General features: G+C 33.9%; 14 protein-coding genes. 3 read left to right on the top strand and 11 right to left on the bottom strand.

Annotated elements, in window-relative coordinates; genetic code table 11:
* Positions 1-61 precede the first annotated feature (61 nt).
* Positions 62-1,324, top strand: a complete 1,263-nt coding sequence (locus EV145_RS05895; protein WP_133524288.1) for an OmpA family protein — start codon at positions 62-64, stop codon at positions 1,322-1,324.
* A gap of 345 nt (positions 1,325-1,669) precedes the next feature.
* Here the strand turns inward: EV145_RS05895 and EV145_RS05900 are convergent, their stop codons facing one another.
* The 4 genes from EV145_RS05900 to clpB all read right to left on the bottom strand — a co-directional run bounded on the left by EV145_RS05900 (position 1,670) and on the right by clpB (position 7,337).
* On the bottom strand, positions 1,670-2,560 hold the full coding sequence (locus tag EV145_RS05900; RefSeq protein ID WP_035644835.1) for a carbon-nitrogen hydrolase: 891 nt from the start codon (positions 2,558-2,560) through the stop codon (positions 1,670-1,672).
* Between the two features lie 184 nt (positions 2,561-2,744).
* Entirely contained in the window at positions 2,745-3,155 is a 411-nt protein-coding gene (locus EV145_RS05905) for a hypothetical protein (RefSeq protein ID WP_133524289.1), read from the bottom strand.
* 340 nt (positions 3,156-3,495) lie between these two features.
* On the bottom strand, positions 3,496-4,380 hold the full coding sequence (locus tag EV145_RS05910) for a DUF808 domain-containing protein (protein ID WP_133524290.1): 885 nt from the start codon (positions 4,378-4,380) through the stop codon (positions 3,496-3,498).
* 353 nt (positions 4,381-4,733) lie between these two features.
* Complete coding sequence (gene clpB, locus EV145_RS05915; RefSeq protein WP_133524291.1) at positions 4,734-7,337, bottom strand: ATP-dependent chaperone ClpB; 2,604 nt, start codon at positions 7,335-7,337, stop codon at positions 4,734-4,736.
* Between the two features lie 205 nt (positions 7,338-7,542).
* Between clpB and ytxJ the strand changes: the two genes are divergently transcribed.
* Positions 7,543-7,932: a bacillithiol system redox-active protein YtxJ gene (gene ytxJ, locus EV145_RS05920; RefSeq protein WP_133524292.1), complete on the top strand. Its 390-nt coding sequence runs from the start codon at positions 7,543-7,545 to the stop codon at positions 7,930-7,932.
* 75 nt (positions 7,933-8,007) lie between these two features.
* On the opposite strand, the gene EV145_RS05925 is transcribed toward ytxJ, so the two are convergent.
* Together EV145_RS05925 and EV145_RS05930 are read right to left on the bottom strand one after the other, a co-directional pair.
* Positions 8,008-9,171: a hypothetical protein gene (locus EV145_RS05925; RefSeq protein WP_133524293.1), complete on the bottom strand. Its 1,164-nt coding sequence runs from the start codon at positions 9,169-9,171 to the stop codon at positions 8,008-8,010.
* Entirely contained in the window at positions 9,168-10,166 is a 999-nt protein-coding gene (locus EV145_RS05930; protein WP_133524294.1) for a DUF2157 domain-containing protein, read from the bottom strand. The genes EV145_RS05925 and EV145_RS05930 overlap by 4 nt, the downstream gene beginning before the upstream one ends.
* Before the next feature lie 228 nt (positions 10,167-10,394).
* Between EV145_RS05930 and EV145_RS05935 the strand changes: the two genes are divergently transcribed.
* Positions 10,395-11,714, top strand: a complete 1,320-nt coding sequence (locus EV145_RS05935; RefSeq protein WP_133524295.1) for a T9SS type A sorting domain-containing protein — start codon at positions 10,395-10,397, stop codon at positions 11,712-11,714.
* 82 nt (positions 11,715-11,796) lie between these two features.
* Here EV145_RS05935 and argH read toward each other — a convergent pair whose 3' ends face one another.
* The 5 genes from argH to proB form a co-directional block, all read right to left on the bottom strand.
* Complete coding sequence (gene argH, locus EV145_RS05940; protein WP_133524296.1) at positions 11,797-13,077, bottom strand: argininosuccinate lyase; 1,281 nt, start codon at positions 13,075-13,077, stop codon at positions 11,797-11,799.
* 270 nt (positions 13,078-13,347) lie between these two features.
* Entirely contained in the window at positions 13,348-14,418 is a 1,071-nt protein-coding gene (locus tag EV145_RS05945) for a M20 family metallo-hydrolase (RefSeq protein ID WP_133524297.1), read from the bottom strand.
* A gap of 257 nt (positions 14,419-14,675) precedes the next feature.
* Complete coding sequence (argB, locus tag EV145_RS05950; protein ID WP_133524298.1) at positions 14,676-15,452, bottom strand: acetylglutamate kinase; 777 nt, start codon at positions 15,450-15,452, stop codon at positions 14,676-14,678.
* Positions 15,453-15,549: 97 nt separating this feature from the next.
* Positions 15,550-16,497 (bottom strand): N-acetylornithine carbamoyltransferase, encoded by a 948-nt coding sequence (locus EV145_RS05955; RefSeq protein WP_133524299.1) that lies wholly within the window; start codon positions 16,495-16,497, stop codon positions 15,550-15,552.
* 129 nt (positions 16,498-16,626) lie between these two features.
* The gene (gene proB / locus EV145_RS05960; protein ID WP_133524300.1) at positions 16,627-17,388 is read right to left on the bottom strand and encodes a glutamate 5-kinase; all 762 of its coding nucleotides are present in this window, start codon (positions 17,386-17,388) and stop codon (positions 16,627-16,629) included.

Here is a 17,388-nt window from a genome sequence, read left to right on the forward strand (position 1 = left end):
AAAACCGACAGTATAATTTTGTCATGAGTTTAAAATAAAAACCAACCTAAATTTGAATATCATGAAAAAGAAATTATTTTCCCTGTCCTTTTTAATAGCAGCGTTTTCTGTAAGCGCACAAAATATGACCACCACTACTGCCACCCCAGCAGTTGATCAGCAATTATACAATAAATGGTCAATTGAACTAAATGGGGGAGTTAATAAACCAATGCGAGCAATAACACCAGGTTACTCTACGGCAACATTAAATCCGTTTCATGCTGACTTGGGTGTTCGATATATGTTTAGTCCAAAGTTTGGTGTTAAACTTGATGTTGGATATGATCAGTTTACAGAACGTGATGACACTCCTGATTTTGAAAGCAGATACGTGAGAGCAAGTGTTCAAGGTGTCGTAAACATTGGACGCGCTTTGAATTTTGAAACTTGGACCAATACCATTGGTATTTTAGCACACGGAGGTTTTGGAGTTTCTCAAATTAGTACAGAAACTGGTCCAGGAGGTCAGGATTATATGGGACACGGAATTCTGGGTTTAACTGGACAAATCAAGTTAAGCAATAGAGTTGCACTGACCGGAGATCTTACCGGAATTGTAAATGGAAGACAAAACTGGAACTTTGACGGAATGGGAAATACAACCACTGGTTCATTAGACGGAGTTTTGCTTAACGCTTCTGTTGGTTTGACTTTCTACTTAGGTAAAAATGAAAAACATGCTGACTGGGTTGGCGAAGAGGACAGAATCAGTGAATTGGAAAAAAGAGTGGATTTAGTTGAAACTGGACTTTTAGACACTGATAAAGATGGTGTAGCCGATTTATACGATTTAGAACCAAATAGTATTACAGGAGTTGCTGTCAACACAAAAGGTCAATCTATTGATACCAATCAAAACGGTGTACCTGATGAGCTAGAAAGCTATTTAGACAAAACTTACGAAAAGAAAGGAAATGGCACTGCTACAAACAATACTGTTGAAGAATTAATCAACGGAGGTTATGTAAATGTTTACTTTGACTTTAATTCGTCGAAACCAACAAATGCTTCATTGTCTGGAGTTGATTTCTTAGTGAAATATTTGAAAAACAATCCAGGGAAATCAGCTGATATTATTGGTTACGCTGACGAAATTGGAAGCTCAAACTATAACACTGAATTATCAAGAAAAAGAGCAGAAGCTGTGAAAAAAGTAGCAGTAAATGCTGGAATCGATGCTTCAAGATTGAATGTAATTGCTAACGGAGAAGATACTTCGGTTAACAAAAGCTCTAAAGAAGCACGTCAAATCGTGAGAAGAGTTACTTTCCAAGTGAAGTAATCTAAAGATAAAGCTAAAAACAAGAAAAGGAGCTGTTTCATTTTGAGACAGCTCTTTTTTGTTATAAAAAGATAAATACTTCAAGAGTAGTTTTGAAAAATTTTCAAATTTTAAATACTTATTTAAAACTCCAGCGGAGCAAAATATTTATAGAATTTCAATAAGACAAATGAAAAAGCTCCAGCGGAGCGACATATGCAGTTTACACAAACAAACATGTTGCTCCGCTGGAGCTCTATATTGTAAACATTTATTCTTTGCTACAAATATTTCGCTTCTCTGAAGCTTACAAAAAAAGGGCAAAATAATATTATTTTGCCCTTTTTATATTTTAAATAAATTGAATTATTTATCAATTGCTCTTTTTGTAATATCGCCAAAAGCATCAATTCTTCTATCTCTGAAGAATGGCCAATTCTGACGAACATTTTCTTGTAAATCTAAATCAACTTCAGCGATTAAGATTTCTTCTTTATCATGTGAAGCCTGAGCTAAAATTTCTCCTTGAGGTCCAGCAATAAATGATGCTCCCCAAAATTGGATTCCTTCTGTTCCTTCAAGGTATTTTTCAAGACCGATTCGGTTTGCAGCCGCAACAAAAACGCCATTTGCTACCGCATGACCTTTCATTACATTCATCCACGCACCATATTGGTTTTCACCGTATTGTTCTTTTTCTTTTGGATGCCATCCAATTGCTGTTGGATAGAATAAAACTTCTGCTCCTTTTAAAGCTGTAATACGTGCTGCTTCTGGATACCATTGATCCCAGCAGATTAAAGTTCCAACAGTTCCTTTTTTAGTTTCTATTGCCTGAAAACCTAAATCACCTGGCGTAAAATAGAATTTCTCATAAAAATGCGGATCGTCTGGAATGTGCATTTTTCGGTATAAACCGGCTTCTGTACCATCTGTATCGATGATGTATGCACTATTGTGATAAATTCCAGCCATTCTTTTTTCGAAGAAAGGAACAATAATCACTACTCCTAATTCTTTTGCCAATTCGCTGAAAGCAATAAACGAAGTACTGTACAATGGTTCTGCTAACGCAAAATTATCTACATCTTCGCTTTGGCAGAAATAATGACTGCTATATAATTCAGGAAGCAAGATAACTTCAGCACCTTGGCTTGCAGCATCTCTTACCCAGCTGATACATTTTTTAAGATTATTTTCAGCAACATCATTCAGATTTAACTGAATTACTGATATTTTATATTTTCTTTTCGGCATGACATAAAATTTAGAGTGCAAAAATAATACTTTTTAAAGGAATGGCAAAGTCTATAACTTTTATATAACAGTGCTCAAAACTTTAAAATATCAAAACTAAAAAAACCATTTCACAGCAGTTTAAAATAAACTTTTGCAAAATGGTTTTAGAACCTAAAAAAAAAATATCAACTAAGAAGGTTTCTTATTCGATAACCACCTTTTGAGTCAAGAATTCTGTTTCTGATTTTCTGAATTTGATTTCGATAGTTCCTTTTGCAGTTGCTTTGAATTTGTAAACTGTCTTTTTAGGATCTGGAACTTGCTGAGTACAAACTTCTGATGGGTATTTTGCAATTACTTGCAATCCTTTTGCTTCGCCAATTGTAGTTTCGGTAATTTTATCGAATTCTCCACAAGCGTTGTCTACAGTAAATGTTACATCATAACTTAATTCGTCATTTACTTTTCCAGTTGCTGGACCTTTAATTTCGGTTACGAATGCTGTTTTTGTTTTAACTGTCGATTCTGCTTTGTCATCGTCATTACTGCATGAAATTAATGCAGTTGATAAAAATAATACTACTAAAACTGATTTTAATCTAAACCTTTTCATATAAAATAATAATTAATTGTTAATTACTATGAAGATGCGGTATAGTTGCAAAGGTTGCTTGAGCGAAATGTTAAATAGTTTCAGTAAAACTTCAAACAATTGTAAATCAAAAGTTTATTCTATGAAAATATTTTAAAAAAATACCAATATTTCTTATGAAAATATAAATTTCTCGCTTAGCCCCGATAGCAACGGCATCCTTTTATGGTGGGGTTCACCATAAAAGATATAGTGGATAGCGGGACTTAAAGTTGTACTGAAAATGAATTGCTGTGCTCCTAAAACAAAAAAAACACCAGCGTCAACTGATGTTTTTGAAATGTATTTTTTTGATTTTTTATTATGCTGTTTTCTTTTTAAAAAGCTTTTTGAATAAGCTAACAAACAGTAGAACAATTAATCCAAGGGATAATCCAACCACAAACTCTTTGATAATTGAAGGAATTTTGATCTGTTCTGACAAATGGTGAAAAAATGGAATATAATGTACAAATATTCCTCCGGCTACTAAAAGCAACGCAATTGTTCCAATTACAGTTAACGCTTTTATAACCAGTGGAAGCGCTTTTACCAACAGATTCCCAATGAATCTTGCCGGGCTTTTTTCGCTTTTACTATATCTTATAAGTTTATAACCTGCTTCATCCATCCTAACAATAAGAGCAACAATTCCGTAAACTCCTATTGTAGCGATTAATGCGATTATTGAAGTAACAATTATCTGCTGCGTTAATGGTTCATCTATGACAGTTCCTAAGGCTATGATGACGATCTCTACAGATAAAATAAAATCGGTTACGATTGCCGACTTTATTTTGCCTTTTTCGGCTTCCAAGATTTGTTCTTCTGTAAAGGTTTCTTCAGTAATTCCTTGTGATTCTTCGTGTGAATGCGGAAAAATAAATTCGTAAATTTTTTCAGCGCCTTCATACGCCAGAAAAAGTCCTCCCAAAACCAGAATTACAATAATCGCAATTGGCAAAAAAGCACTTAATAAAAACGCAATTGGCAAAATAATTATTTTATTCAAAAGCGATCCTTTGCTAATTGCCCATAATACAGGAAGTTCTCTAGATGAAGCAAATCCAGAAGCTTTTTCGGCATTTACAGCCAAATCGTCTCCCAAAATTCCAGCAGTTTTTTTTGCTGCAACTTTACTCATTACTGCAACATCATCCATAATTGCTGCGATATCATCTAATAGTACAAAAAAACCTGATGCCATTCTGTTATTTACTTTAATTTTAGTTGTGCGAATCTACCACTTTTTATCCTAATTTCTAAACCGAATATTAGATAAATTCTAACTGCACTGCCCTAATAACACCCAGATAATTACAAATACTAATATAGTACCAAAACATCCTCCGCCTAATTTCTTTGCGCCATATCCGGCGATTAATCCTCTAAATATATTGTTCATAGCTTTTGATTTTAAGTTACTGTAAATTTGAGAATTATAGTTAAGATTTTATTTATAATACTTTAGAAAAAAGTTTCAACATTTATGGTTTTAAAACAAAAAAAACACCAAATCATTTCTGACTGGTGTTTTTTGAATATTAAAATATTTAGAAATTATTCTGCTGTATGAGTCTGGTTTCTAAAAACCAACTTTCCATCAAAAGCATCAATTAAAATAATACTGTCTGTGGTTATATTTCCCGCCAGAATTTCTTTTGACAATTGATTCAAAACTTCTCTCTGAACCACACGTTTTACGGGTCTTGCTCCAAATTGCGGATCAAATCCCTTGTCTGACAAGTAAGCAATTGCTTCTGGAGTTGCATCCATTGTAATGCCCTGCAAAGCCAACATTTTGGTAACGCTCTTTAATTGTAAACTTACAATTCTTGAAATATTATCGACTGTAAGTGGTGTAAACATTACAATCTCGTCGATACGGTTAATAAATTCAGGGCGAACAGTTTGTTTCAGTAGTCCTAAAACTTCTGCTTTAGCTGCTTCTGTGGCCGCTTCAACTCCTCCTTTTAGATTTTCAAATTTTTCCTGAATAATCTGGCTTCCCATGTTAGAAGTCATGATGATGATTGTGTTTTTGAAATCGGCAAGACGACCTTTGTTGTCTGTCAATCGACCTTCATCAAGAACCTGCAATAAAATATTGAAAGTATCCGGATGCGCTTTTTCGATCTCGTCTAACAAAATAACAGAATATGGTTTTCTACGAACAGCTTCAGTCAATTGACCACCTTCGTCGTAACCTACATATCCTGGAGGCGCACCAACTAAACGGCTCACACTGTGGCGCTCTTGGTATTCACTCATATCAATACGCGTCATGGCATTTTCATCATCAAAAAGATATTCGGCCAAAGCTTTTGCTAATTCTGTTTTACCAACTCCGGTTGTTCCTAAGAATAAGAATGTTCCAACTGGTTTTTTCATATCCTGCAAACCTGCACGACTTCTTCGAACAGCGTCACTCACGGCTTCTATTGCTTCCTCCTGACCTACCACACGCTTATGTAATTCGTCTTCAAGATGCAATAATTTTTCTCTTTCCGTTTGAAGCATTTTCATAACCGGAATTCCTGTCCATTTTGCTACAACTTCTGCAATATCTTCACGAGTTACTTCTTCTTTAATTAAAGAATTACCCGACTGAAATTCCAATAATTGCTTTTGCAAAGCATCTTGACGTTCTTGTGCTTCTTTTATTTTTCCGTAACGAATTTCTGCTACTTTTCCGTAATCTCCTTCACGTTCCGCACGCTCTGCTTCGTACTTAAAGTCTTCAATTTCTAGTTTAACAGCCTGAATTCCGTCAACAATATCTTTTTCAGATTTCCATCTTGCGTAGATTTCGTTTCGTTCTTCTTTTAAATTCGCCAAATCCATGCGCAGGATTTTCAACTTGCTTTCTTCTTTCTCACGTTTAATGGCTTCTATTTCAATTTCTAACTGCATGATTTTACGATCCAAAACATCTAATTCCTCAGGTTTTGAATTGATTTCCATACGTAGTTTAGAAGCCGCTTCGTCCATTAAGTCGATTGCTTTATCTGGCAAGAAACGGTTCGTAATATAACGTTGAGAAAGTTCTACAGCGGCAATAATTGCTTCATCTTTAATCTGAACTTTATGATGTGTTTCGTATTTCTCTTTAATTCCGCGCAAAATTGAAATCGCACTTTCAGTATCTGGTTCGTCGATTAAAACTTTTTGGAAACGTCTTTCCAGCGCTTTATCTTTTTCAAAATATTTTTGATATTCATCTAAGGTTGTCGCGCCAATTGCTCTTAACTCACCACGAGCCAAAGCTGGTTTAAGAATATTAGCCGCATCCATTGCGCCATCTCCTCCACCCGCGCCTACAAGTGTGTGAATCTCATCAATAAAAAGTACAATATCTCCTTCTGCAGACGTCACTTCTTTTACAACCGATTTTAAACGCTCTTCAAATTCTCCTTTGAATTTCGCTCCGGCGATCAAAGCTCCCATATCTAATGAGAAAACGATTTTGTCTTTTAAGTTTTCCGGAACGTCTCCATCCACAATTCTATGTGCTAAACCTTCTGCTATTGCGGTTTTACCAACTCCAGGCTCACCAATAAGCATTGGATTGTTTTTTGTTCTACGAGTCAAAATCTGCAATACACGACGAATTTCTTCATCACGACCGATAACTGGGTCTAACTTTCCTGTTCTTGCTAATTCGTTTAGATTTTTAGCATATTTATTTAATGAGTTATAAGTTTCTTCAGCTGAAGCTGAAGTTACTCTTTCACCTTTTCGTAATTCCTCAATAGCCGCTTTAAGCCCTTTTCCTGTAACTCCTTGATCTTTTAAGATCTGTGAAACTTTACTTTTTGAGTCAAAAATGGCTAAAATTAAATGTTCGATCGAAACGTATTCGTCGTTCATTTTTTGTGCAATTATTTCAGCTTCATTCAACGCTTTGTTTGCATCTCTGGAAAGCAAAATATCACCTCCTGAAACTTTCGGAAAACTCTGAATTGTACTGTCTAAAATTTGCAAAAACAAAGGCACATTTACATTTAATTTTTTCAAAATAAATGGCGCTACGTTTTCATCAACTTCAAATATTGCTTTGAAAATGTGTTCATTTTCAATTTGCTGCTGGCCATTTCGTTGTGCTAATTGCTGCGACAACTGTATGGCTTCCTGCGATTTAATAGTAAATTTGTTAATGTTCATATTTTTTCGATTTGATTGATTTTATTTGTTTGATATTCATTAAGATTAAAGTTACGATTTATAGAGCTACATTTTTAACTCAAATAATCTAACTTTGTATTCAAATAGACAAATTATATTCCACAGTAAAAATAAAGACAAAATGGCATTAAAAATATGATTTTCATCACATTTAAATGTCAAAAAGTCACAAATCAAGACAAATATGAGTTTTTTTAATTCAATCTTCGGAAGTTCAGAGAACTCAGAAGCTCCAAAAAGTAAAGTGAACTGGACAGAATTAACAGATATTCTTCAATTAATGGAAATTGAAGCCATCTCTAACGAAAAGCCAGTTGTAATTTTCAAACATAGTACGAGATGCAGTATCAGCCGAATGGCGCTGAAACAATTTGAAAGAGATTTTGATCTTGAAGAAGTAGTTAATGCTTATTTCTTGGATTTGATTGCGCATCGCGATATTTCAAACGAAATTGCAAACCGATTTGGTGTTTATCATGAATCACCACAATTGATCTTAATTAAAAACGGAAAAGCCGTTTACGATGTTTCGCACAGCGATATCGATGCTGAAGCATTGAAAAGTAAAGTATAACTATGAGAAATGTGAAATGTGAAATGTGAAATGTAAAATGAATTTAAACCATTTCACATTTCACATCTTACAAACTTAAAAACTTCCTCCAGAACCTCCTCCACTAAAACCTCCATCTCCAAACTCCATTGGATAATCTATCTTAACTTCTGGTTTCATTCCGAAAGTTGAAGCTACAATTAAAGCCTCGGCGTTTAAGAAATCATCTGAATGATTGATTCTGTCTGGCTTAAAGGTTATACCACTTTCTTTTTCTTTTAATTTTTTAATTGAAAAATACGCTACTGCGAATAAAATAAGTCCGCCAAGCGTCAAAGCTACTTCTATTGGTAAAACAGAATAATAAAAACGAATTGTATAGATTGAGAATCCAATCGCTAAAAAGCTTATCCAAAGCATAATTCTATCTTTTGACCTTAAAGCCTGAATTAAGTAGACAATTGGAACAATAAAGGTAAATGCGTAAAAGAAAAATGCAAATGGAATATCAGTTCCTGGTCTGATTTGTGTTCCTAAAAGTTCAGCTGAAAGCTCTCTAACTACTAAATAATTACAAGAGAGATAAAACAATATCAGACAAAAACTATTCGCTAGTAAGAGTCCGTTATAATAATAACTTTTGGTTAATTTATTGATTAATTTCCGTGTCAAAAAATAAGAAATTGCTGCAAAAATCATCGCTGTGAATGGCAAAACAGCTTTTCCGATGTCGCCAAATTCAAACATTTGAAAGGATAAAAATGCTGTAGTCGCTAAACAAAAAACCAGCATTGAGAGTAAATGCAAATATCTTAAAAACATAATAATTGCAGCTATTGCCATAAAAAATGCAACTACAGCTTCATAATTATCTGTGGTTATAGTAACAGCAATTCCAACTTGTAAAATTGCACCTAAAATAAAAGCATCATCCAAACCTTGATTATGATACTCTTGATTAGCAAATAATTCGGCCCCAGCAAAACCAACCACAGCAAAAATATAGCAACATATTTTAAGGTAAATATCTTCTGAATTTATTCCAAACAAAGAAATCATTCCGCAGATAGAACCGTAAAGCAAACTTCCTAATAAAAAGAAACCAATCCTGACCAAAATATTTTTTTGACCATTTAGAATAGGCAATTCTTTTTCTATAAATTTCTTTTGTTCTTTACTTATAAAACCTCCTTTATATAAAGTATCAGCTTCATTAATTAAAACTTCATTATCTAACTTTTTTCTATCGTGTACTATCATTCTGCAATTTCTTTATGAAAGTTTTTAATTAATTTAATGAACATTACAATCGAGCCAATGAAATAAGCTGGCAATAAAAAAATAAATAATTCCCAAATATTAGAGAAATCAACATCTTCAAAAATTCTGAACAAAAATATATTAGCGCCAATATAGGCGTAAACAATCATGAAAATATACAAAGACATTGCCTTAAATTGATAGCTGATTTTATAAAAATAAAAAGTTGAGCCCGCCAAAACAACGGTAAAAATCATCCAAATTAAACTATCATAATGCAATAAATTACTTATTGCGGCGATACTTGTAATATGCAAAGCAAAAGTCAAAAAGATTAAACTAAAATGAGTTTTAAGTGAAATTCGGTTACTATAAATTGTCCATAAAACCAGTAAAACTCCGAGCATAACTGCAGAATAACTCAAACTCTCACTGGCATAAAAATCATTATTTTTTAATAAATCCTGAGGTGTTACTGAAAGTCCGACATAAGCTGCCAAACCTGTTACAGCAATTGTCAAGACACTTTTATTATCAAAATAATAAGCACAGAAGAAACTCACTATTGTTGGCACCAAAGTGGCTAATCCATAATGATCTCCAAATGGTTTATACTGAAACTGCAAATAACCAATGAAAATACAGGTGAGAATATTAGCCGCTAAGACTAAATATTCTAAAACAGGATGATCAAAAGTTGTTTCCGTTTTTTGAAAACCTTTAGCGTTTTTAAAACAATAATAAAAGCAGACAGCAATTACAAGCAAAAGAAGTGAGAGAATAGCCACATGACCAATACTGTCGATATTTTTATAAATCAATATCCCAATTCCTGAAGTAAAAAGCAAAACAGACAAATAGAGAAAAAGTTTCAACTCAGCATTTAATGAAAAAATATTTAATCTGCGATAAGCAATTATTTCCTGATATTGATTTTCAGTAATTAGATTCTCATCAAAAAGCTTTTTAGTATTCTCGGCGTCAAATTTATTCATATTTCCTATATAAAAGATAACTCAAAAATAGTGCTTTTTGTTTCAATAAAATTTAAATTGTAAAAATAATCGCGCTAAAAAAATAATCTCATCTTTATTAATAATACCAACAAATTTATCACAAACTTGAATTGCCTAAAGTTTAAATTTTAATTAATTACATTTATGTAATCGATTACATTTTATTATATATTTGCAATACAAAACCACCTTAACAAACCACAAAAAATGAAATCAAAATTAATTGTACTATTTCTAATAGTAAGTGTGAATCTTATTTCGGCACAAAACTATTATATGACAGCACCTGAAGGATTTGGTGCCAATGCAACCGGCGGCGGAAATGCCACTCCCATAACTGTTTCAACTTACGCAGATTTGATTGCAAAACTCAAATTGACCACACCACAGGTTATTTTGGTTTCGGGAACCATAAATTTCACGTACACAAGTTTACTAATAAACGACAAAACCATCATTGGACTTCCGGGCGCACGATTAGTAAATACGGATCAAACTGCTGCAGGTTCTGGAATTTTGAACATAAAACCGGGATCAAATAATATCATAATCCGAAATTTAATATTTGAAGGCCCTGGTGCTTATGACGTTGACGGCCATGACAATCTTACTTCTGAAGCGACAAATCTTTGGGTGGATCATTGTGAATTTCAAGACGGAATGGATGGAAATTTTGATAACAAAGGCAGCGCAGACAATGTAACTGTTTCCTGGACGAAGTTTACTTATTTAAAAGCTCCAAAATCAGGCGGTTCTGGTGGTGCAGACGATCACAGATTTTCTGATTTGGTAGGTTCTTCAAAAAGCGATGCTCCGGCTGATGGCCATTACAGCATAACTTTTAAAAATTGTTATTGGGCAGAAGGATGCAAAGAAAGAATGCCAAGAGGTAGAAATGCTGAACTTCATATTCTAAATTGTTATTATAATACGTCTGTATCAGGTTCTTTAGCGATTGGTTTAGGCGGAGGTGATAAAAATTCGACTTGTTATGTTGAAGGAACTGACTTTGCTAAAATTGGGACTGCTTTTAAAAACTACATCAGCACCGATGGTGGAACAGTTGGAATAAGCTTTATAAATTCTCTAAAAGCTCCGACAGATTTTGGCGATGCTGTTGCAAAACCTTCATACACATACGCTACAATTCCTGCTACAGATGTTGCTGGTTATATTACTAATACTTCTTGCGGTGCCGGTGCTACCCTTCAAGTTGCTGCTGATGGAAAAATTGCATCGAGCTGTACCAATCTGGGATTAGGTGAAAAAAAAAGTCTAGACGTAAATCTTGACTATTATCCAACCGTTATAGACAGTATTTTAAACATTAAATTTTCGAATTCAGAAAATGGAACGGCTTCTATAAATGTATTTTCATCTAATGGTGCAAAAGTATTCACAAAGTCAAAAAGCATTACTCCTGATGAAAAGCTAGAATTAAATCTAGGAAATCTTGCAAAAGGAACTTATGTCTGCAAAATTCAAATCGAAAACAGGATAAAAACTTTTAAGGTTATTAAAAACTAAAATCTCCTTATAAAAAAAGGTCATTGAAAGAAATCAATGACCTTTTACTTTTTAAAACTTACTTTTTAACTCTACAAAGAAATTAAAAAGCCGCTTTCATTTTATCTTTTATTGCGTCAAGACATAAATTATTAATACTGCCTTCGTGCGTGTGTTTTGTTTCTTTTGGAGATTTATACGTTCCTGCTTCCAATTGTTCTGCAACAGCTTTGTAAGCATCTCTAAAAGGCATTCCTTCTACAACCATTTCGTTTAAAGTATCAACCGTAAACAAGTAATCGTATTTTTTATCTTCTAGAATATGATCTTTTACTGTAATATCTTTTATTGAAAAAATAGCAATATCCAGACAAGCTTTCAAGTTTTGAATCGCCGGAAACAAACCTTCTTTTAAAAGTTGTAGATCTCTGTGATAACCGCTTGGTAAGTTATTGGTAATCAAAGTTATCTCGTACGGAAGCGCCTGAATCTTATTGCATTTCCCTCTGATTAATTCGAATACATCTGGATTCTTTTTATGAGGCATAATACTTGAACCTGTTGTAAGATGCGCCGGCAAACCAATAAAATCAAAATTCTGGCTCATATACAAACAAACGTCCATGGCAAATTTTGATAATGTACCTGCAACGCTTGTCATGGCAAAAGCAACCGTTTTCTCTGCTTTTCCACGGCTCATTTGTGCCGCAACAGCATTGTATTTCAAGGTTTCAAACCCTAATTCTTTAGTCGTAAATGTTCTGTTGATTGGGAATGAACTTCCGTAACCTGCAGCAGAACCTAACGGATTCTGATCAACAATTTTAGAAGCTGCATTCAGCATTGTAATATCATCAATCAAACTTTCGGCGTAAGCAGAAAACCACATTCCGAATGATGATGGCATTGCAATTTGTAAATGCGTATAACCTGGCAATAATACATTTTGATGTTTGTCTGCCGATTCCATCAACAAGTCAAACAATGTTTTTACCTGCTCTTTTATGGCTTTTAATTCGTCTTTTAAATACAAATGAACGTCTACTAAAACTTGATCGTTACGAGAACGTGCAGTGTGGATTTTCTTTCCTGCATCACCTAGTTTTGCGGTTAATAGATATTCTATTTTTGAATGCACGTCTTCGAAACTGTCTTCGATTTCGAAATTTCCAACTACGATATCAGCAATAATTTCGTTTAATGCATCAACTAAAGAAGTTGTTTCTTCAGCAGTTAATAAACCAATCTGCCCAAGCATTTTGGCGTGCGCGATTGAACCTAAAGCATCGTATTTTGCTAAAACTAAATCCAGTTCACGGTCGTTTCCAACGGTGAATTGTTCAATTTGTTTATCTGTTGGTATTCCTTTTTCCCAAAGTTTCATAACTTAGATTTTTAGACTTCTTAGATAATTAGATTGTTAGACTTCTTAGATCTTTAGACTCCTTAGATTCTAGATTTAATTATTTGTCGTTTATTTTCTAATTTATTCTAATGTTGTCGTTTATACTGTTGGTGTGTCTAGCCCCGATAGCAGTGGAAATCCTTTTGTGCCGGGGTTCGGAACAAAAGATTACTTCACTTAATTTTTATTTCAATCGGAGTTCAGTGAACTTCGTTTGAAACGGATAGCGAGATTAGCTCCTAATTAATATTATAATTTAAAGAAATCAGTTAGTATTTTAATATACAAATCGACTCCTTCTTCAATTTCATTTACAAAAATAAATTCGTCTGCTGAATGCGAACGCAATGTTTCTCCGGGTCCTAGTTTTAAAGACTGACAGCTCAAAACCGATTGATCTGAAAGCGTTGGTGAGCCATAAGTTGTTCTTCCTAAAGCGATTCCAGCTTGAACCAAACCGTGTGCAACTGGAATAGACGATGCGTTTAAATGCATTGATCTTGGTGTTACTTCGGCATTTACGTTAGCTTTTACAACTTCAAGAATTTCGGCATTGGTGTAACGATCTGTTACACGAATATCTACAACCAAATCGCATTCTGAAGGCACTACATTATGCTGTTTTCCAGCATTGATTTGCGTTACGGTCATTTTTACAGGACCTAAAACATCAGAGATTTTGTCGAATTTATAGTTTTTAAACCATTCCATTACCGGAATTGATTTGTATAAAGCATTATCATCATTTTGATGTGCGGCGTGGCTTGCAGTTCCTTTCACTTTTACATCTAAAACTAAAAGGCCTTTTTCCGCAACTGCCAATTGCATTAAAGTTGGTTCACCTACAATTGCACAATCTAATTCTGGTAAACTCTTTAAAACACTGTTTAACCCATTTTTTCCACTGCTTTCTTCTTCGGCGGAAGCCACAATTACGATATTATGTGAAAGATTTTGATTTTCGTAAAAATGAACAAATGTCGCTAATAATGAAACCAAACATCCTCCGGCATCATTACTTCCTAATCCGAATAATTTTCCGTCTTTTTCAATCGCTTTAAATGGATCGTTAATGTAAGCTTGATTGGGTCTAACGGTATCGTGATGTGAGTTTAGTAAAAGTGTTGGTTTATTTTCGTCAAAATATTTGTTGAAAGCCCACACATTATTGTTTTCTCTTTTAAAAGGAATCTCGTTTTGATTGAACCAATTTTCGATTAAAAGTGCCGTTTGATCTTCTTCACTTGAAAATGAAGGGGTTTCAATTAGGCTTTTTAATAAACTAATTGCTTCCTGAGTAAGCGTATTTATACTTTTCATAAGTTTGGTTTCTTTGCCGCGAAGGCGCGAAGTCACAAAGTTTTTAATAAAAATCGTGACATTTTTGATTTGCGCAAATTTCTAAAATTAAATTTTAAAAGCACTGCGCAGTGCTGTTTTTTTGCCTCTAATAACACGAATTTTCACAAATTATTTTTTTGTAACAGATTTAAAATCAAAATAAACTTTTTAATGTAAGTCTAAAATTATTTTCTCTTTTAAAAGAAAAAATTAGAGTCAATTCGTGGCAACATCTTTTATAATGTAATAGTTGTATGCGGAATTCCTGAGTTTTGAAGCATTTTGTGATGTCCAATTTTAATTTTCTGTACACCTCTTGATAAACTATTGAAACAGTTATCCAATTTTGGAATCATTCCGGAATGGATTACTTTTTCTTCTTTAAGTTTATTATATAATGCTTCATTGATTTCTGTAATTACAGATGAATCGTCTTCTGAATCTTGCAAAACGCCTTGTTTTTCAAAACAATACGTAAGCGTAACATCAAAAACTTCAGATAATGCAATTGACAATTCACTTGCAATAGTATCGGCATTTGTGTTTAACAATTGTCCGTTTTTATCGTGTGTAATCGCGCAGAAAACGGGAACAATTCCAGTTTCTAATAAAGTAGCTAATAATTTGGTATTGACTTGCTTTACATCACCTACAAATCCGTAATCAATTGTCGGGTGATTTCTTTTTACTGACTGAATTAAATTTCCATCAGCTCCAGAAAAACCAATTGCATTATTGTCTTTGGCCTGCAATTGAGCGATAATATGTTTGTTGATTTGTCCGGCGTAAATCATTACCACAACATCCAGCATTGGAGCATCTGTAATTCGTCGTCCATCAATCATTTGCGGAACCAAACCAATACTCTGTGCCATTTTTGTAGCCGATTTTCCACCGCCGTGAACTAAAACTTTATAGCCTTCGATTTTAGAAAAATCAGTTAAAAATTGTTCTAATTCTGCCGGATTATCGATGATGTTTCCACCAATTTTTATTATGGTAACTTTCTTCATAAGATTCTAAGGTTCTGAGATTCTAAGATACTAAGTTTTTTGTGCGCAAAGTTTCTTAGCATCTTAGTAGCTTAGAATCTTAGCAACTTTAAAAAAATTATAGTTTTTTCAAAATCTTCTGTAAAACTAATTGTGCTGAATACGTTCTATTATTCGCTTGTTCAATTACGATTGAATTTTCTCCATCCAAAACTTCATCGCTTACAATTACGTTACGACGAACAGGAAGACAGTGCATGAATTTTCCGTTGTTCGTTAAAGCCATTTTTTCCGCTGTAACTGTCCAGTTTGGATCGCTGTTGGTTACTTTTCCATAATCATTGAAATTGCTCCAGTTTTTTACATAAACGAAATCGGCATTTTCAAAAGCTTTGTTTTGATCGTATTCGATTTTGCAGTCTTTTGTAATTTCTGGGCTTAATTCGTAACCTTCTGGATGCGTGATCACAAAATCCATGTCTTTTTGCATCTGCATCATTTCTACAAATGAATTGGCAACCGCTTGAGGCAAAGCTTTTGGATGTGGCGCCCACGAAAGTACCACTTTTGGTTTGTGTTTCGTTTTGTGTTCTTCCATTGTAATGGCATCTGCCAAAGACTGCATTGGGTGACGAACAGCACTTTCCATATTTACAATTGGCACTGTTGCATATTTCAAAAATCCAGAAATAACGGTTTCTGCATAATCTTTTTCTTTGTCAACTAAACCTGCAAAAGCACGGATTGCAATAATATCACAATATTGAGAAACAACTTCTGCCGCTTCTTTGATATGTTCTGAAGCACCTGAATTCATTACTGCTCCATCTTCAAACTCTAACGTCCAGCCTTCGTTGGTAAAATTCATTACCATAACGTTCATTCCTAAATTTAAAGCTGCTTTTTGAGTACTCAAACGCGTTCTTAAACTTGGGTTGAAGAACAACATTCCTAAGGTTTTGTTTTTCCCTAATTTTTTATTTTTAAGCGGCTCTTTTTTGATTTTAATTGCACTTTTTACCCATTTTGATAATGAGTCGATATCTTGAATTGAAATATAGTTCATGTCTTTGTTTTTTGTTTAATCGGTTAATCGTCAATTTGTTTAACCGATAAACAAATTTAACTTTTATCCTTTTTGTTTTTTTTTTAGCAACTCTCTTTTAATCGATTAACCGAATTGACGATTAAACAATTAAACGATTTTCGTAAACGGAATTTCGTCTTTTAATGCTTTTAAAATAAAATTATCATTTAATCCGTTTACGATCCAGGTTTCAATGTTTGCTGCTTTTGCTATTCCAGCAGCTTCTATTTTAGACTGCATTCCTCCCGTTCCGTGTGATGATTTTGATTCGCCGATTTCCTTTTCAAGCGACTTCAAATCATTTACTAATTTAATTGTTTCTGGAACTTCATCATTAATAGAGTCTTTTGTATAAATTCCGTTCGTATTGGTGGCAATAATCAGAATATCAACATTTAAAAGAACTGCCGTTAAAGCCGCTAGTTTATCATTATCTCCAAACCGAATCTCATCTGTGGCAACGGTATCATTTTCGTTGATAATCGGAATGTAATTGTTTTTAACCAATACATTAATTGTATTTACAATGTTCTTTTTGGTCTGCTCTCTTTCAAAATCAGAATAAGAAAGTAAACACTGCGAAGTATTTAATCCTAAATCCTTAAAATTTTCATTGTAAATCCGCATCAAATGAGGCTGTCCTATAGAGGCCAACGCCTGCTTTACAAAAACATCTTTATCTTGATTGTCCAGTTTTACAAACTGCTTTGCCGCCGCAATTGCTCCGGAGCTGACTATGATAAATTCATATTCGTCGTTTAAAGCCGCAATCTGTATTCCGAGGTCTTCAATCTTTCCCCGCGAAATATGATTGGTTTCTTTGGTTAAAGTATTACTTCCTATTTTTAATAAAATCCGTTTCTTACCCAT

This window comes from Flavobacterium sp. 245 (assembly GCF_004362055.1).
GTDB lineage: Bacteria > Bacteroidota > Bacteroidia > Flavobacteriales > Flavobacteriaceae > Flavobacterium.